Annotated in this window: 14 protein-coding genes; 5 read left to right on the top strand and 9 right to left on the bottom strand. The window is 42.2% G+C overall.

What is annotated here, in order from left to right; all coding sequences use genetic code 11:
• Window positions 1-193: 193 nt before the first annotated feature.
• Window positions 194-799 carry a cob(I)yrinic acid a,c-diamide adenosyltransferase gene (gene cobO / locus KP803_RS02455; protein WP_248007237.1) on the bottom strand — a complete coding sequence of 202 codons (606 nt, stop codon included), beginning with the start codon at window positions 797-799 and terminating at the stop codon, window positions 194-196.
• 268 nt (window positions 800-1,067) lie between these two features.
• Here cobO and KP803_RS02450 point away from each other — a divergent pair, with 268 nt between their 5' ends.
• Together KP803_RS02450 and KP803_RS02445 are read left to right on the top strand one after the other, a co-directional pair.
• Entirely contained in the window at window positions 1,068-2,618 is a 1,551-nt protein-coding gene (locus KP803_RS02450; protein WP_248007236.1) for a phospholipase D family protein, read from the top strand.
• Between the two features lie 30 nt (window positions 2,619-2,648).
• On the top strand, window positions 2,649-3,143 hold the full coding sequence (locus tag KP803_RS02445; protein ID WP_427916914.1) for a low molecular weight protein-tyrosine-phosphatase: 495 nt from the start codon (window positions 2,649-2,651) through the stop codon (window positions 3,141-3,143).
• 9 nt (window positions 3,144-3,152) lie between these two features.
• Here the strand turns inward: KP803_RS02445 and KP803_RS02440 are convergent, their stop codons facing one another.
• The 3 genes from KP803_RS02440 to sodB form a co-directional block, all read right to left on the bottom strand.
• Entirely contained in the window at window positions 3,153-3,836 is a 684-nt protein-coding gene (locus KP803_RS02440) for an SDR family oxidoreductase (protein WP_248007234.1), read from the bottom strand.
• A gap of 189 nt (window positions 3,837-4,025) precedes the next feature.
• On the bottom strand, window positions 4,026-4,529 hold the full coding sequence (locus tag KP803_RS02435) for a VC2046/SO_2500 family protein (protein ID WP_248007233.1): 504 nt from the start codon (window positions 4,527-4,529) through the stop codon (window positions 4,026-4,028).
• A gap of 180 nt (window positions 4,530-4,709) precedes the next feature.
• Window positions 4,710-5,294: a superoxide dismutase [Fe] gene (gene sodB / locus KP803_RS02430; RefSeq protein ID WP_248007232.1), complete on the bottom strand. Its 585-nt coding sequence runs from the start codon at window positions 5,292-5,294 to the stop codon at window positions 4,710-4,712.
• A 256-nt stretch (window positions 5,295-5,550) separates the two neighbouring features.
• Between sodB and KP803_RS02425 the strand changes: the two genes are divergently transcribed.
• Together KP803_RS02425 and KP803_RS02420 are read left to right on the top strand one after the other, a co-directional pair.
• Window positions 5,551-5,886 carry a Grx4 family monothiol glutaredoxin gene (locus tag KP803_RS02425; RefSeq protein WP_248007231.1) on the top strand — a complete coding sequence of 112 codons (336 nt, stop codon included), beginning with the start codon at window positions 5,551-5,553 and terminating at the stop codon, window positions 5,884-5,886.
• An 84-nt stretch (window positions 5,887-5,970) separates the two neighbouring features.
• Window positions 5,971-7,911: a DNA topoisomerase III gene (locus KP803_RS02420; RefSeq protein ID WP_248007230.1), complete on the top strand. Its 1,941-nt coding sequence runs from the start codon at window positions 5,971-5,973 to the stop codon at window positions 7,909-7,911.
• A gap of 24 nt (window positions 7,912-7,935) precedes the next feature.
• On the opposite strand, the gene KP803_RS02415 is transcribed toward KP803_RS02420, so the two are convergent.
• Window positions 7,936-8,622, bottom strand: a complete 687-nt coding sequence (locus KP803_RS02415) for an SDR family oxidoreductase (RefSeq protein WP_248007229.1) — start codon at window positions 8,620-8,622, stop codon at window positions 7,936-7,938.
• 383 nt (window positions 8,623-9,005) lie between these two features.
• Here KP803_RS02415 and KP803_RS02410 point away from each other — a divergent pair, with 383 nt between their 5' ends.
• Window positions 9,006-10,172, top strand: a complete 1,167-nt coding sequence (locus tag KP803_RS02410) for a nucleotide sugar dehydrogenase (RefSeq protein ID WP_248007228.1) — start codon at window positions 9,006-9,008, stop codon at window positions 10,170-10,172.
• Here KP803_RS02410 and KP803_RS02405 read toward each other — a convergent pair.
• Genes KP803_RS02405 through KP803_RS02390 form a run of 4 tightly spaced genes read right to left on the bottom strand, consistent with a single transcriptional unit; the run spans window position 10,162 to window position 16,709 of the window.
• Window positions 10,162-12,510, bottom strand: coding sequence for a phosphotransferase (locus KP803_RS02405; protein ID WP_248007227.1), 2,349 nt, complete (start codon window positions 12,508-12,510; stop codon window positions 10,162-10,164). The two genes, KP803_RS02410 and KP803_RS02405, sit on opposite strands and share 11 nt — an antisense overlap.
• Before the next feature lie 3 nt (window positions 12,511-12,513).
• Window positions 12,514-14,301 (bottom strand): ABC transporter ATP-binding protein, encoded by a 1,788-nt coding sequence (locus KP803_RS02400; RefSeq protein WP_248007226.1) that lies wholly within the window; start codon window positions 14,299-14,301, stop codon window positions 12,514-12,516.
• A gap of 33 nt (window positions 14,302-14,334) precedes the next feature.
• Window positions 14,335-15,492, bottom strand: coding sequence for a glycosyltransferase family 4 protein (locus KP803_RS02395; RefSeq protein WP_248007225.1), 1,158 nt, complete (start codon window positions 15,490-15,492; stop codon window positions 14,335-14,337).
• Window positions 15,489-16,709, bottom strand: coding sequence for a glycosyltransferase family 4 protein (locus KP803_RS02390; protein ID WP_248007224.1), 1,221 nt, complete (start codon window positions 16,707-16,709; stop codon window positions 15,489-15,491). Before KP803_RS02390 ends, KP803_RS02395 begins: the two co-directional genes overlap by 4 nt.
• Window positions 16,710-16,760 lie beyond the last annotated feature (51 nt).

The following is a 16,760-nucleotide window of genomic DNA, read 5'->3' as shown; positions in this document are numbered from 1 at the left end:
TTCATTGTATAAGCATACGTAAACAGAGAGTCTAACGATCAAATTTTCTGCTGAGTTGGGCTGGTTAGTAAACGACGGTGAGAAGTGGAAGAGATGGAAGTCTTCTTAGACAAAAAGAAGGGGGCATAAATCCCCCCCTCTGCGCTATGATTTTGATAACCAATTACTTTGAGTCACGGTTGCGTCGGCTTCGTTACCAGTCAACACCTTTAAGTGCTTTAACGCCAGATTCAAAGGCGTGCTTGACGTTCTTAACTTCAGATACAGTGTCAGCCATCTCTATCAAAGTACGGTGTGCACCGCGCCCTGTGATAATGACCGACTGCATTTTCGGGCGGTTATTCAATGCTTCAACCACTTCATCGAGTTCAATATACCCATAGCTCACCATGTAGGTCAGTTCATCAAAAAGTACAACATCGATAGACTCATCCTGCAGCATGCGTTTACATTCCTGCCACACTTTTTGCGCAGCGAGTGTATCGGCTGTTTTATCTTGCGTTTCCCAGGTAAACCCTGTCGCCATCACTTGAAACTCAACCCCAAGCTTTTCAAGCAGGTTCTTTTCACCGTTGTCCCAGGTGCCCTTAATAAATTGAGCAACTGAACAATTAAGCCCATGACCAACTGCGCGAGCAACCGTCCCAAAACCTGATGTGGATTTACCTTTTCCATTACCGGTAATGATAAGAAGCAAGCCTTTCTCTTCTTGAGCCGCAGCGACTCTTTCATCTACTTTCTCTTTTACTTTCTGCTGGCGAGCCTTATGCCGTGACTCTTTGTCAATATCACTTGTCATTACTAGTCCCTTATCTCTATAGTTATTCCTATCATAACTGAGTTTATCGGATGCAAACACCACTGAAAATTAAGGAAATAGTAAGAAGTAGAACACGTACAACCCTGAGTTTTCATCTTATTTGGTAGAGCGTCTTATTTTAGGGCGTTAGCTCGGTTCTTGTTAGGATAGAATCAGCTAATACGGTACAATTTATTAGAGTTTTTTATCTATATCGACAGCTGCAAATCAAAGCCTAGGTTAATCACACAAAAAGGACACTATCTCAATGCTATCGCGCATTCGATTCACTAATCTCTCTATATCCTCGAAGGTGTTACTTATTTCTGTATTACTTTCAGGCTGTTCTTCGCTACCTGAAGAGTTTGAGCACTCACCTGAAAGTAAAGTGGCATATTCGACGAGTTCGCTCTCTGAGTTGCGTGACGGTCAAAAAAGCGGACAAACAGAAAGCGAGAACAGTGCTGTTTTGCTTCAAAATAGCGGTTGGGAAGCGTTATCTCAACGGTTAGCGCTGATTGAAATGGCAGAGCAGAGCATAGATATCCAGTATTACATTTGGAACTCAGATGACTCTGGCCGCTACTTAGCTAGCCGTATTATTGAGGCGGCAAATCGCGGTGTTAAAGTTCGCGTTATGCTTGATGATATAAATCTTGATGAGCGAGAAGATCTATTAACCAGTCTTAATGCCCACTCTAATATCGAGATCAGAATATTCAACCCTATACCTACTCGTAAAGGTGTCTCCAAGTGGTTAAGAGTGCTGGGTGACTTTTCTCGCCTAAACCGTCGAATGCACAATAAGACATTCACCGTTGATGGCGTGGTATCCGTCGTTGGTGGTCGTAATATTGGTGATGAGTATTTTGACCTTTCTGATGAAATTAACTTCCGTGACCGAGACGCCATGGTGATGGGAGAAGTCGTCGGTGAAATTCAATCGAGCTTTATAAGTTACTGGGATAGCCGCTGGTCTTACCCTGTTGAATTGTTAGGGGGGGAGCAGACACTCGATTTATCAGATATCGATAAAATAGCCCGTCCACACTATCATGGCTATCCTAATCTACCTGAAGATAATGAAGCTGCTTATCACTTTTTGCAGGCTTTAATGCCTCAGATGACATGGGTTCAAGCAAGCTTCATATCTGATCAACCTGTCCCTGAAGATGCTGACGATACTTCTATTCCAAAAGAGACTGCTGTGACTTTGAGCCAGTTGGTGAATCAGGCCAAGTCGTCGGTAACGCTAGAGTCAGCCTATCTAATATTTGATGATCGTCAGTTGGAAGGGATTAAGCAGCAAACAAACAGCGGTATTGAGATTAAAGCACTGACAAACTCTATGGTTTCAAATGACCTTATCACCAATCATTCTGGCTACGCCGGTAGGCGACAAGATATGCTTGAAAATGGCTTGCAACTGTTTGAGCTAAAACCAGACACTGCTTTGTGCGAGAGTTCAACAAGAGATGCTTCTAAATGCGCTCCAATCACACCTTACGGCCTTCATACTAAGAGCGCTGTGTTTGACAAAAAAGTCGCTGTGATTGGTTCATTTAACTTCAACCTACGTTCTACTTATCTCAACACTGAATCGCTACTGATAGTAGAAGATTTGGCGATTGCTGAAGAGTTAGCAAACGATATAACCCAAGCAATGAATGAAGAGAACAGCTGGCGTTTGGGTCTAGAAGAGGGTGACCCTCGTTGGTATTCAGGGGATAAAGTTTGGGAAACCGAGCCAGAAACTGGCCGTTGGGAGCGTTTCAACTCACGATTTTTACAGTTATTTCCAATTGAGAAGTACTTGTAAAATACGCAGAGTTCAACACTTTATAAATTTATGACAAATGGAATTGGCATGACGAACAGAAACAAAACTCCATCGATCCTCGTTGTATGCATGGGCAATATATGTCGCTCGCCTACTGGAGAGGCGGTGTTACGAGCAAAAGCAAATGAGCTTGGTTTGGATGTTGATATCGACTCTGCGGGAACGATAGGTTATCACCAAGGAAATGAGCCAGACTCACGCTCAAAAATGGTAGGTAAGCAACGAGGTTATAGCTTTAAGGGCATTCAATCGAGAAAGGTCGTAAATAGTGATTTCATAGATTTTGATCTGATTTTAGCAGCTGATAAGGCCAATTTGGCCGATCTTTATGATATATGTCCCAAGGAGCATCAGCATAAACTGTCACTATTTTTAAGCTACTCAGATTCTGATTACGATGAGATTCCTGACCCATACTATGGTGGGGATAAAGGGTTTGAGTTAGTACTTGATCTCATTGAAGAAGCAGCCGAACAAATTTTACGTCAGCTGCAGGGTTCTTGAGGCTACTGATTACGAAGCCTCTGCTGCCATGATGCGGCCACTAAAATAGTCGTTGGCGACAATATATTCGGTATTTCTTATTAGCTCGTCTCTGACTTGATGCCAGTGGTAATCGCTTTTTCTTGATGAGCGGCTTAATGCAGGAACAACGCCCCCAACTCGAATATTAAAAGGGGTTAACTCTTTTGCCCAGCTTTGAGTAAACCCAGTCACAATAGAAGAGGCGTTTTCAAAACCTTCAAAGTCGTTCGTGTTATCGACCGATATGACATTAACGATGACACCTTCTTTCTTTTCTAAGCACATTCTTTCCGCGCTTGCTTGACCAAAGCCGAACAAGGTCGAAGCTAGCGATGTTAATTTATCTGAAAACTGTTCTGCAGATTGGTCACTGATAAGACCGGGAAGAGGTGCGTTGGGCCAGTTATTGACCAGTACATCCGGTGAACGTTGAAACTTCTCATCCACAAAATCAAAAAGCTGATGAATCGAATCAAGAGAATAGTCGTCAACTTTAAAGTAGTGTACATCATCTGAAATAATGCTACATCGATGGTAGGTATCATTGAGTAGTTCAATATCTTGATCGCATATCACTAGCTTTGCACCGAGCGATGCAAAGTGGGTTGCCAGTGTTCCCCCTAACAACGATCCGGCAGATGTAATTAATATGACAGCACTTTTAATATCCATTGATGACAGTACCCCTTTCTTTATTTATTGGTGGGATTTTTTGTCCACATAGCATGGTACATTAACTGTGGCTTAGGTGTGAATAACGTCAAATAAGCTGTGGATGAAGGACAATTATTACGAAAGTTAGTCTGAGGTCACATAAACCCATTCATTTGTCGAATGGGTCTTAATAGTGAGATAAGGGATCTAAGCTTGCGCGCTGATCTGGAAGCTACGCTGGGCAACAACAAGCTGATTGTATAGATCAGCAGGTAGTAAATTTTTTGGCTTAGTTTCAATAAGTTGCCGTCGTAAATGCCCAGAAAGGTTGTGATACACCTCTTCAGGTAGATCATGAGTCTCTTCTGGCAAGTAGGTCAATGTCTCTGGAACTAAGTAATGATTGAGCTTTGCACTGGCCATCCCGCCATGATGAAAAGCATGGGCTTGTGCTGCTGAAATATCGTAAGAGCTTTGATCAGAACGAAGTTGCTGCGGCGACTGAAGTTCAAATCGTTTACGAAGGGTTTGATCGGTAATTTCCGGCTCATCTATTTTTTCAACAGGCGTGTTATCGCGAACATCGTCCGAGAACATAGATAGGATAAGAGAAAAGTCAGCACGTCGACCAGCATGGACGGCATGATTGATTCCCGCACCAAATTGTAGCTCGTTAATAATACCAGCTTTGTCTAACGTATGAATTTGCATATTACTCCCCGCTTAGTTCACTTTTAGCGGCAAGGAGTTAGATAACTTTAGATGAATAAAGCGAAGGAAAGGGATTTTGAGGTTAAGTGGTTAAAGTTTATTCATTATAAAAAAGCCTGCACTTCTTATATAAAGTAAGTGCAGGCTTTAAAGTGACAAAATTGAGTTGGGAACTCGATTTTATTTAGCTAGGTTTTGTGCAACAAAATCCCAGTTTACTAGATTCCAGAACGCACCCATGTAATCAGGACGAACGTTACGGAAATCGATGTAGTAAGCATGTTCCCAAAGGTCAACAGTTAGAAGTGGCGTAACACCTTCTTCTGTTAGTGGCGTCGCAGCGTTAGAAGTATTAACGATGTCTAGAGAGCCGTCAGCTTTTTTCACTAACCAAGTCCATGAAGAACCAAAGTTGTTGATTGCTGAATCAGTGAACTTAGCTTTGAATTCTTCGAAAGAACCAAATGCAGCGTTGATTGCGTCAGCTACCGCACCCGTTGGTTCGCCGCCTGCTTTAGGAGCAAGACAGTGCCAGTAGAAAGTGTGGTTCCAAATTTGTGCAGCGTTGTTGAATACGCCACCAGTTGAAGTCTTAATGATCTCTTCTAGTGTTTTGCCTTCGAACTCAGTACCAGGGATAAGACCGTTTAGCTTAACAACGTAAGTGTTGTGGTGCTTACCGTGGTGGAAATCTAAAGTCTCAGCTGAGATATGTGGTTCTAGTGCGTCTTTTGCATAAGGTAGTGCTGGTAATTCAAATGACATTGCTTAATTCTCCGATTAGTTGAGAGCGTTAACTCTCTTTAATTGCTTCCAATATTATTGTTTTCTTGTCGGCATTGCTGACTTGCAAACTAGTTTAGCAAGTTTTTACTTTATTAAAAGGGGGCGCTCTGATTTTGTTGCAACTTTTACGTTAAAATGAGAACAAAATAATAACCTTACTATTTAACCGCTTTTTATTCTTTAGTAATGGTTTAGAATGAGCGTCTAAACGCAGGACATCGATTCAGAGGAAGCAATGGAAACTATCGATAAAATTAAACAGCAAATCGCAGAAAACACAATCCTTCTATATATGAAAGGCTCTCCTAAGCTACCTAGCTGTGGTTTTTCTTCTCAAGCATCACAAGCATTGATGGCGTGTGGAGAGAAGTTTGCTTATGTAGATATTCTGCAAAACCCAGACATTCGAGCTGAGCTTCCGGCTTACGCACAGTGGCCTACGTTCCCACAACTATGGGTTCAAGGTGAACTGATCGGCGGCTGTGACATCATTTTAGAAATGTTCCAAAAAGGTGAGCTTCAGCCTCTCATCAAAGAAGCAATGGCAGATCAGCAAGACGATGCTGAATAACACTGTATAAATACACATTATTGCTTGAATTATTAGGGCCACATTTTAAAATGTGGCCCTAATTGTTTTTATAGTGATCACTTTATGTCTCGTCTGTTTATAGCTGAAAAACCCAGTCTAGGTAGAGCGATAGCATCAGCTTTACCAAATCCCCAAAAGAAAGATCAAGGGTTTATTCGTTGTGGTAATGGAGACATAGTCACATGGTGTATTGGTCACCTTTTAGAACAAGTTGAGCCAGATGCTTATGATGACCGTTATAAAAAGTGGAATTTAGCCGACCTCCCAATTGTGCCTGAACAATGGCAATTAAGACCAAGAAAAACCTCAAGTAAACAGCTCACGGTTATTCGAAAACTGTTAAAAGAAGCCTCATCTATTGTCCATGCTGGAGATCCAGATCGAGAAGGGCAACTTCTGGTGGATGAAGTCCTTGATTACTGCAAAGTTGGAAAACGCAAGAAAGAAGCGGCGCAGCGACTGCTTATTAGTGACTTAAACCTTCCTGCGGTGAAAAGAGCCATTTCTCATATGCGCAGTAACCGTGATTTTATTCCTTTATCCATTTCTGCTTTAGCGCGCTCCCGTGCTGATTGGCTCTATGGTATGAATATGACACGTGCGTATACGTTACTTGGGCAAAAAGCTGGCTATCAAGGCGTGCTATCTGTAGGGCGAGTACAAACGCCGGTATTGGGCCTTGTTGTTCGTCGTGATGAAGAGATAGAAAATTTCGTATCGAAAGACTATTTCACTCTTGATGCGCTTATTCCTTATCAGGAGTCGATAAAACCTTTTGATATTGTGGCGAAATGGAAGCCAAGTGAAGCGTGTGAGCCGTGGCAGGATGAGGAAGGGCGTATTCTAAATCGAAAGCTGGTTGAGAATGTCGCGCAGCGTATTACTAATCAACCAGCGACTGTGGTAAAGTCAGAACAAAAGAAGTCTAAGCAATTTTCACCATTACCTTACTCTTTATCTTCACTTCAAATTGATGCGGCTAAACGCTTTGGAATGAGCGCACAACAAGTTCTCGATACCTGTCAGTCTCTTTATGAGAAACATAAGCTAATTACTTATCCTCGTTCGGATAGCCGGTATTTACCTGCAGAACATTACGCTCAAGCGTCTGTTGTTACTCAGGCTGTTGCCAATAATGCAAAAGAGCTTAGCGAAGCGGTAAAGAACGCGAACTTATCAATTAAATCCAAGGCGTGGAACGACAAAAAAGTGGATGCGCACCACGCAATTATTCCTACGCCTAAAAAAGCGTCGCTCAATGCTTTGTCTGCGTTTGAAATGAAGATTTATTCTCAGATTGCTCGCCAATATTTAATGCAATTTTATCCTGAAGCCGTTTACGCAGAGTCCAAGCTAGAGTTTGATATTGCTGGTGGGTTATTTATTGCAAAAGGTAAACAACTGATTGAGGCGGGCTGGAAAGTCTTAATGGGCAAAAGTGACAATGAAGACTCTTCGATTGATACCGTTCCTGCGCTCCCTAAAAGCACGGTATTAACTTGCCGCGAGGGGGTGATCCACGATCGAAAAACAGAACCACCGAAACACTTTACTGAAGCGACGTTACTTCAAGCAATGACAGGGATAGCCCGTTTTGTCGAAGATAAAAGCCTTAAGGCGATACTCAAAGAGACCGATGGGCTCGGTACGGAAGCAACGAGAGCCGGAATATTAGATACCTTGTTCAAAAGGCAGTTACTTACGAGGCAAGGGAAAAGTATCATGAGTAGTGGTGCTGGACGTGGCCTAATACATGCGCTACCAAAAGAATCTACCTTCCCAGATATGACAGCACATTGGGAGCACCAGTTGCAAGGCATGGCTGAGAAGAACCAAGCCTATTCTCCATTCATGCAGGCTTTAGAGCAGCGTGTGACCTCAATTATGTCTAACGTAAAAGTAAATGCCGTTCCTGAGTCGTTGCGTTCATTACCTAAAGTTGAGAGGCCTGCATTTAAACGAAAAAAACGCAGTTATTCAAAAAAACCAAAGAAGAGTTCGTAATGACATTTGCTCAATAAGTAGCACTTACCATGGAATACTGCTGCCATCAAAATTAATGAACTGCCCACTTTGTGAATTGGTCAGTGAGCTGATGACCTGAGCCAAGCCAGAAGCCGAGGTAGCACTATCAATAAGGGCATTCGGCCCACCCATTTCCGTTTTTACCCACCCAGGATGAAGGGCGACAATTTTGAATCCTTGGGAGCTTAAGTCGTTACTCAAGCTTTTTACCACAGAGTTAAGTGCGGCTTTTGAAGAGCGGTAGATATATCCTCCACCAGACGTGTTTTCCGTCATACTACCGACTTTTGAAGAGAGACAGGCAATCTTCTTTAACTTGCCTTCTAGAAGGTTAGGGTAGAGAGATTCAACTAGCTTTAATGGGGCTATAGTGTTGATTTCAAATACCTTACGCCATTCAATATCATCAATTTGACCAAACTTACTCCCTTTGGGGCCATAATAACCAGCATTGTTAATCAGCAGGTCTAATAGAGGTAACGAATCCGCTAATTGAGTGAGCGTAGGGTAATCTGTGATATCGATTTGATGGCAAACTAATAGCGGCTGATTCGTAGCAAGCTTGAGAAGCTCTATTGATTGCTCAGTGTCACGATAACTAGCATGGACGCTCCACCCTTGCTCTAGATAATGCTTTACTAAGCTAAAGCCAATGCCTCGATTCCCACCAGTAATAAATACAGAATTCATCGTTACTCCTAAGCTTCAAATTCTTACTAAGTGATTAATACTTCGATAACGAACCAGTAGCTACTGATCGTCATGAGAGAGAATAAAGTGACTGCGCCAATAGCGCCAGAGATAACACCTAGAAGCAGGAATATTTTCTTAGACATAAAATAACCGGAACAATAGTAAATGATAATCATTATCGTTTATTGTTATTTTTCAATCAATTCTTTTTATCTGTGTTGTTAGAGTTTGTTATTACGCTAAACGCTATAAATTTGTTCAGCTTGAGCCATGTTTTTATCGTCTATACTAGGTAAGTACTAGGTTAAAACTACAATAATTAAAAGAGTGATCTCTTTGGCTATGACTCAATGACTATTGATTGAAAGTAAAGGGAAAATATGAAAATCACGGTAGTTGGTATTGGTTATGTTGGATTAGCCAATGCCATTTTGTTCGCCCAGCATAATCCAGTGGTCTTACTCGATATTGACGAACAAAAAGTCCAACTGGTTAATCAAAAGTCCTCACCAATCGATGATCCTGATATCAATTACTTCTTATCTCATAAGTGTTTAGATATGACAGCGACAACGAATGCTGCTGAAGCGTATTTAAATGCTGAAATGGTAATTGTTGCTACACCGACGGATTACGACCCAAATAGTTGTAAATTTGACACAGCAGTGGTTGAAGCTGTGATTGAAGAGGCAATAGCATTAAGCCCTCAAACAGCCGTAATTATCAAAAGTACGGTGCCGGTCAATTTCACTCAATCGCTGAGAAACCGTTTTCAGCATCGTAATATTATATTTTCTCCAGAGTTTTTAAGGGAAGGGAAGGCGCTATTTGATTGTTTAAATCCATCACGAGTTATCGTTGGTGATGACTCTGATGTTGCAGTTAAATTTGGCGAGCTAGTGTTGCAAGGCTCAGAGCGGAAGTCTATGAAAATTCAGTATACAGGTTCATCTGAGGCAGAATCGATAAAGCTTTTTGCGAATACATTTCTTGCTATGAGGGTGGCATTTTTTAATGAGCTCGATACTTATGCAGAGTTGGATGGATTAAACAGTAAGGAAATCATTGACGGAGTTTGTAGCGACCCTAGAATCGGAGGTCATTATAATAACCCTTCGTTTGGCTATGGAGGCTATTGCCTTCCAAAAGATACCAAACAACTATCAACTAATTTTCAAAATATTCCGAGTAAACTTATTCACGCCATTGTTGAGGCTAACTCGATACGTAAAGATCATATTGCAACGGTGATCAGAGAGAGAAACCCTAAGATTGTCGGTATCTATCGATTAATCATGAAGGTAGGCTCTGATAATTTTAGATCTTCATCGACATTAGGGGTGATTGAACGTCTAAAGTCGATGGGTTTGGAAGTGATTATTTACGAACCCGTACTACAACGTAGTACCTTCAATAATGATCTAGTTATCAGTGATTTACACCAATTCAAACAAGCGGCGGATGTTATATTAGCGAATAGGATGACAGATGAGTTGATAGACATTCTCGATAAAGTGTATAGCCGAGACATTTTTTCTAGCGACTAACTTTTGAGGTGTACTTGTTGAGAATATCCTCAGAAAGCGATAGGCAATGGACAATGATCGCTTTGGTGAAGGGCTGTCGCTCGGCTATTCGCTGGCTAATGTATATATGCCGAGTCCAAGAGAGTAAGGTGTAGATTTCAATTGAAGGGGCTGTTTGTTTTTTACTCAGCTCTTGGTAAGAACGGGTTAACTCGCTGAGGCTCTTATTTGCATAATTAAGATCTCCAAAATCACGAAGACATTGTTCTTGTATATGAGCGATAAAGTTTCCAATATCAACGGCAGGATCGCCGAGACAGCACAGATCGAGATCTAAAATGAATAATGATTCTCTTTGAACGATGAGTTGATCTTGGTAGAAATCTCGGTGAATCACACAAGGGGCGGACGGAGGAAGTAATTCCGATAGTAGCCTACACCGCAAGAGCAGTTCTTTTATATCTTCTTTCCATTCGTTGTGTGTTTCCATTACTTTGCTGAGGTATCCCCAGAGTAGCGATAGCTCTTTATCAATAGTGTGGTGTTTGTCGATGTTAATGCTACTGGAATGTAGTTTATAGAGAGCTTCTGCAACCTTATTGGCCAGTATCAGGCCTTCTTCTTTATTAGAAAAGGGATAGAAGAGTGTTTCACCTGCTACCTTTCGCTGAAACCATATATGAAGCGATTCGTTATAACCCAGTGGTTCAGGAACTTGAATTTTATCTCCGCTTTGCTCGTTAAATCCTGCTTCGTAAAGCTGAGTGTTGATACTCCATGCCCTTTTATCAAACCCTTTTATCCGACCCTTTCCTAGAATGGATAGCTCATTCTTAATATCACCTTTTGAAATGGTGAACATATATTCCAATAAACAACGTTTTCCTTTTTTATGACGAATTAAGTGGATGGACTCTAGATTAGCAATTTCTCCTTTTGCGAGAATCGGGCTTAGCATTTTAATCAGTGGAGCTGCCATGTAGGAGAGTTCTTGAAGCTGTTTGGGACAGCTCTCACCTGCAATGACTATAGGCGGTGAAGATAAAGGGGCGGACACATTTAAATATTGTTTAAGGTGATCTTGGCAGCAGGAAATAATGAGACTGATAACTGAGGGCCACTGTGGGTTTGCATTACGAAATGGATGATGGGCCAGTTGTAATAGCCCGACTGCAATGAAGAGTTCCACCTCTTTTTTCGAGTATGGGTGTATCTCTGCGTAACCTTCTAGAAGAGATTGAGTGATTTGGTTAGCCAAGCCATGGGTAATAATACCTGACAGTGCATCACGTTCTAGGTGAGCAATAAATAGCCCTAAATCGTAAGCTGGATACCATATACAAACATCATCAAAGTCGATGAATTGTATGCCTTTACGCGTCAATAGTACTTGCTTTGAGTAGAAATCCCCATGGATACGTCTAAGTTTGGAATGTAATGAATTAATGGCTGTTGTTAGAGATGGTAATAGGGCCTTAATTCGTGGCTTCAATGCTGGCAGAAGGTGGCTAATCCCTTCTCCTAGTTGTGTGAGAACGTGGGTAAACTCATCGTTGTTTCGTGTATTAAGCCTTTTTTTCTTAGAACGATGAAACCTTGCTAGGTACTGTCCTGTTGACCGAATATGTTCAAGGTCAAAACCTTCTCCGTGATAACTATCTGTTAAATTATCACCCTCTATCCAGCGGTACATCAAGATATGATGTTTGCTACTTCTCCCGGTTATAGTCAGGAGCCGTTTCTCATCCATTTTCAATTGTTGAGCTTGGCTAGCTAATTGGTAACGATGTGCCGTATGTAGCTTTATAAGAAAATGCTCACCAGAGGGTTGTGTTAGTTTGGCGACAAATCGTCTTTCAGGTTTGTACTGCAGTGGTGTGATATGCGTATTTTCCAATGAACCTTCGTGCTTTAACACTCTTTCAAGCAATACCTGTCGGGAAGCATCTTTTATCAATCGTGGTAGAGCTTTTAGTTTATCGTCGTAAGGAAAGCCGTAGAAAATCAATTTATGTTCGACAAGGACATATCGCTGAAAATAGTCCTTTTGATTGAAATTCAAATCGTCATGGCGACGCTCTTGTTGTTGCAGAAGTAGAGCCTTGGTCAGTTTGAAATCATCTTTCTTGGTGAAGGCTTTTACATACAGCTCTTGGCGGGTTGAATTGGTAGTGATGTGATAACGAGCTAAGCAGTTAGTAGTTTGCTTATAACGAAGGTAATGTTTTTGTACTGACGTGACATTTAGCTGTGGAAAGTGCTGTTGGATGACCAATAGCATGGCTTGATCATCCAGAATAAGATCAAACCCTGTGATGTTTGGGTCCCTTTTTACGAGTGATCTTTCTTCCTCTAACATAGGCTACTCCTTTCCATGTGAGGTCGATTGATAGAACTGTTGTGCATAACAAGAGTTAAAACTCATTAGTTCTTCATGGCTTCCTTGTTCGATGATCTCCCCATGCTTTAGATACACAATATGGTCACACTGCTGGGCAATCTCTTTTCGATGGGTAATGAGTAGTGTTGTACAGGTTTGCGCGAGTTTCATGAGAGATTGATTTACGGAATATTCCGTCTGTGGGTCAAGGCCTGTTGTTGGCTCATCGAGAATCAAAATAGGTGATTTTCTGAGAGCTGCCCTTGCGATAGCGATACGCTGTCTTTGGCCTACTGATAGAGTGACGCCGCGTTCACCCACATCAGTATCATATCCGTTGGGAAGGGATTCGATAAATTCGTGGATGTCGGCCAGTTTAGCTGCTTCTATAATCTGTTCTTGACCAGAGTTATCGAGGCCTATGCTTATATTGTTGGAGATGGAAGTCGCAAATAGTGCCGTATCTTGCATCACTACGGAGATTTGATGCCGAACACTCTGAAATGTGTAGCGACGGATGTCTACATCGTCAATTAAAACACGGCCTTGCTGTGGGTCATAAAGCCTCATCAGTAACGCAATTAATGTTGATTTCCCACTGCCTGAAGGTCCGACGATAGCCACTCTCTTCCCTTCTGGGATGGTTAAATTAATATTGCGTAAGTTGGTGGTTTCGTCATTGAGGTAAGAAAATTGTATCTCTTCAAATTCTATATTGCCCAGAAAGCTCGGGGATGGTTTGGCATCTGGTTTATTTTCGATATCTCTTGGGTGCTCAAGTACTTTGAGTATCCTTTCTGCGGCAGCGGATGCCTTAGCCAGTCTAGCGGTGTATTTGGTAAAGTCTCGTATCGGCCTGAATACTCGTCGTAGATAATATATGAAAACCAATAGTTCACCGGGAGTGAGGATTTGCTCAATCACTTGCAATGAGCCCATCCAAAGAACCAATGCTGTTGATATCGCTAATAGAATCTCGACGCTTCGCTGTAAACCCGCAGCCAATCTTTTTCCCTGTACACCTTCTTTGAGGCTTTTGTTGTTGGCATCGCTGAATATTGAAGAAAATCGGTTTTCTAATGCGAGAGCTTGGACGGACTTGATCGCGTTAATGGACTCAGAGGCGGCCGCGGCCATTACCCCTTCTCGTTGGCGGTTTTTTCGCGCAACATTATGGATACTCTTACTCTTTTTTAGCGTTACTAGCCAAAGAAAAGGTAAGGTGCTGAGTGAGATCAATGCCAACTGCCAGTTTATCCACAGCATCACGCCGATGATGCTGAAGAAGATAAAGCTGTTGCCAATTAAGGGCACGGCTGCGGTAACGGCGACTTCTTTCATCAAGCCCATATCACTTATAATCCGCACCACTAGGTCACCACTTCGTTGTTTTTGGTGATAGACCGTGGATAACCCCTGTAAGTGACTAAACAGCTTCTCTCTAAGGCTTATGATGACGTGATTGCCTGCTAGTGCCATTAGAACGGTGGTTACGTAAGTCATGAACGCGCGAGACATGGTAATGATGACCAATGCAAAAGCGAGGGCAGCGAAGTAGGTGGGGAGGCTAAAAGAAGCTAGAAATTGAAGGTCACTTGAGCTGTCAAACTCGGGGCTAACGAGTCTATCAATGATAAATTTAAGAGGCCAAGGTTCGAGCAAGCGCAAAACAGTTTGGCCTAATAAGCCCGTGAAGGCTCCGATGACTAGCCATTTTTTCTGTTTGATGTATGGCCAAACGTATTTTAAGAATTGGATAAGTTTGGGCATGGATTTTTTGAGCCCTTTAGGCCTTGCCATCATTTACCTTATTGTTATGCCAGACCAGTCTAGTACGTGTTTGACTCTACTTTGCCAACTATGGTGTTGAATGGCACACTGTCTACCTGATTGGCCGTAGCTACGCGCAATATCTGGATGCTCTACTAGGTAGCTTAGCGCTTCCGTTAATTGGCCTATATCGTGAGCAGAGTAGACGAGCCCATGATGGTGGTCATTCACTAAGTCTGAGATTTTTCCCACGTTACTGGCGACTACCGGTAACCCTGCCGCCATATACTCATAGATTTTAAGTGGGGAAAAATAGAAATGGATGTCGTCTGGGTAGGGTGCAACCCCCACATCCATCTGGTCAAAATACTGTGCGATATCGCTTGGTGCGACAGGCCCGGTCATCTCCACCACATCTTCTAGCTTTAGTTGATGAATCCGCGATTGGAGTTCATCGCGCATAGGTCCGTCTCCTACAATCAATAAACGAGTCGTTGGATAAGTGTGGTTTAGAGTGGCGAAAGATTCCAATAATCGTTCCACACCATGCCAAGGCTTTAACGTGCCAACAAATCCAATGGTGAAATTGACATGGTCAGGTTCCAACTCATGATGAATTTGTGAAAATCGTTCGATATTTACGCCATTGGGCAAGACTTGAATTTTCCCTCTTGCCTCGGGAAAAGTGTTGACGTAATCAGCCACTTCATTGGACACAGTGAGAATAAGGCTAGCAGCCGAAAAGCATTGCTGGGTTACTTTGATCGCGCTTTGTTCATCGAATAACTCACGGTATTTTTTCTGCTCCTCAACCAAAGGTGCATTGACCTCCAAAATAGACGGAATCTGATGGGCTTTGGCAAATGTCATTCCTGCATGGCTCCAAAGTGAATAACGTTCATAGACAAAGTCGAGTTGTCCTAGCTGATCGAGTTCCTTAATCACTTTTTGGTTGTCTTGAATATCGTATTGCTCACGTTGTTGCCTATCGGCTGTTTTTGTATGCTTTACGTGATGGGTTTCAACTGTCTTGAGCTCTTGAGGGCACTTGCCGCCTAGTGCTGCCGCGACCAAGCGGATATGGATACCTAAGGCTTCAAATGCCTTGGTTATCTCTTGAACATGCAAGGAGCAACCTTTGGTACCAAAAACTGGTACGCCCCTATCTGAGCATACGTACGCCGCCTTCATAAGGTAGACTCCTCACTAATGGACGGTTTTAGAGGCTGGTATTCAAAGCACTGACGAATTTTTTCTGCGTTAATATCAATATCAAATTTTTGCTCTATCAGTTGTCTAGCATTATTAGCGAGCTTTAGCCGAAGCTCTGAGTTCAGCAGTAATGTTTCTATCGCAGAAGCTAAGGAGGCTGGATCATTTTGCTTGGCAAGAAGGCCGGTTTCATTATCAGTAATAACTTCAGGAATACCAGTCACACTGGTTGAAACGCAAGGTGTGCCCAATGCCATGGATTCTAGCAGTACGGTTGGAAGGCCATCTCGATTACCATCTACACCGACGACACAGGGGGCTGCAAATACAGCCGATTGATGCAACCTCTGTTTGATTTCTACTTGTGGTAGTGAGCCTGACATGACGACGTAGTTGGTTAAATCAAGTGCTTTGATTTGTTGCTCAAGTGAACTTTTAAGCTCGCCATCACCAATAATTTCACACGTAAAATCAATCTGTTTATTTTTCAATATATGACAAGCACTGATCAGATCGCTGAATCCTTTTTTTTCAACAAGCCGTCCGATGGCACAAACTTTCATTGGTCGCTGAAAGGGAGATAAAAATAGAAAATCCGTTAGGTTTAAACCGTTGTATATTTTCTTAATTTTTTCTGGAGATATATGAAGCTCTTCCCCTAAATATCTAACGTTAAAATTACTGACGGTAATGGCGAGTTTTGAGTGAGAAAATTTTTCTTTTAGCACATCAAAGTTGTTATCATTATGGAAAATATCTTTCGCATGAGCGGTGAAAGTATAAGGTACAGATGTAATGGCTGAGGCAATTTGAGCTACGGTTGTAGAAGTGGTTGCAAAGTGGGCGTGTAAGTGGGTAATGCGCTTTTTATGAATGAAACTGGCGAGTTCAAGTGCTTGTAAAACCTCACGAGCGCTCGCTTCAGGAAACATTCCTAAAGCAGACCAAACCGAGGGATATTTGGCCGCGACATTCTTCTGTAACTTCCAAAATGGGCTAGCTCTCTCCGCTTTTGCCGTCAGATAGGTAACAGGCGCTCTAACTCTCGATATGATGTCTTGAAAATGTGAATCTTGGGGGGGTAATAGAGCGTAAATTCGAACATCAAGTCCCGATCTCTCATGCGCTAGAATCTCATTCACAATGAAGGTTTCTGAGTAACGTGGATATCGTTTGACTATATAAGCGACGCGCATGGCTTTTTACTCCTTGCAGATTCTTGTGCATTGATAGAAAGCCGAACTGAC

The organism is Vibrio amylolyticus, assembly GCF_023145695.1.
In the GTDB taxonomy this organism is placed as follows: Bacteria; Pseudomonadota; Gammaproteobacteria; order Enterobacterales; family Vibrionaceae; genus Vibrio; species Vibrio amylolyticus.
The sequence above is the reverse complement of the archived record's forward strand: the minus strand, read 5'-3'. Positions and strand labels throughout refer to the sequence as shown.

What these genes read in the sequence shown, in the direction of transcription:
- KP803_RS02415 (WP_248007229.1), bottom strand. Translation starts at nt 8,622, where the DNA reads ATGAATTCTGTATTTATTACTGGTGGGAATCGAGGCATTGGCTTTAGC.
- sodB (WP_248007232.1), bottom strand. Translation starts at nt 5,294, where the DNA reads ATGTCATTTGAATTACCAGCACTACCTTATGCAAAAGACGCACTAGAA.
- KP803_RS02390 (WP_248007224.1), bottom strand. Translation starts at nt 16,709, where the DNA reads ATGCGCGTCGCTTATATAGTCAAACGATATCCACGTTACTCAGAAACC.
- KP803_RS02445 (WP_427916914.1), top strand. Translation starts at nt 2,649, where the DNA reads ATGACAAATGGAATTGGCATGACGAACAGAAACAAAACTCCATCGATC.
- KP803_RS02435 (WP_248007233.1), bottom strand. Translation starts at nt 4,529, where the DNA reads ATGCAAATTCATACGTTAGACAAAGCTGGTATTATTAACGAGCTACAA.
- cobO (WP_248007237.1), bottom strand. Translation starts at nt 799, where the DNA reads ATGACAAGTGATATTGACAAAGAGTCACGGCATAAGGCTCGCCAGCAG.
- KP803_RS02395 (WP_248007225.1), bottom strand. Translation starts at nt 15,492, where the DNA reads ATGAAGGCGGCGTACGTATGCTCAGATAGGGGCGTACCAGTTTTTGGT.
- KP803_RS02410 (WP_248007228.1), top strand. Translation starts at nt 9,006, where the DNA reads ATGAAAATCACGGTAGTTGGTATTGGTTATGTTGGATTAGCCAATGCC.
- KP803_RS02440 (WP_248007234.1), bottom strand. Translation starts at nt 3,836, where the DNA reads ATGGATATTAAAAGTGCTGTCATATTAATTACATCTGCCGGATCGTTG.
- KP803_RS02420 (WP_248007230.1), top strand. Translation starts at nt 5,971, where the DNA reads ATGTCTCGTCTGTTTATAGCTGAAAAACCCAGTCTAGGTAGAGCGATA.
- KP803_RS02425 (WP_248007231.1), top strand. Translation starts at nt 5,551, where the DNA reads ATGGAAACTATCGATAAAATTAAACAGCAAATCGCAGAAAACACAATC.
- KP803_RS02405 (WP_248007227.1), bottom strand. Translation starts at nt 12,510, where the DNA reads ATGTTAGAGGAAGAAAGATCACTCGTAAAAAGGGACCCAAACATCACA.
- KP803_RS02400 (WP_248007226.1), bottom strand. Translation starts at nt 14,301, where the DNA reads ATGCCCAAACTTATCCAATTCTTAAAATACGTTTGGCCATACATCAAA.
- KP803_RS02450 (WP_248007236.1), top strand. Translation starts at nt 1,068, where the DNA reads ATGCTATCGCGCATTCGATTCACTAATCTCTCTATATCCTCGAAGGTG.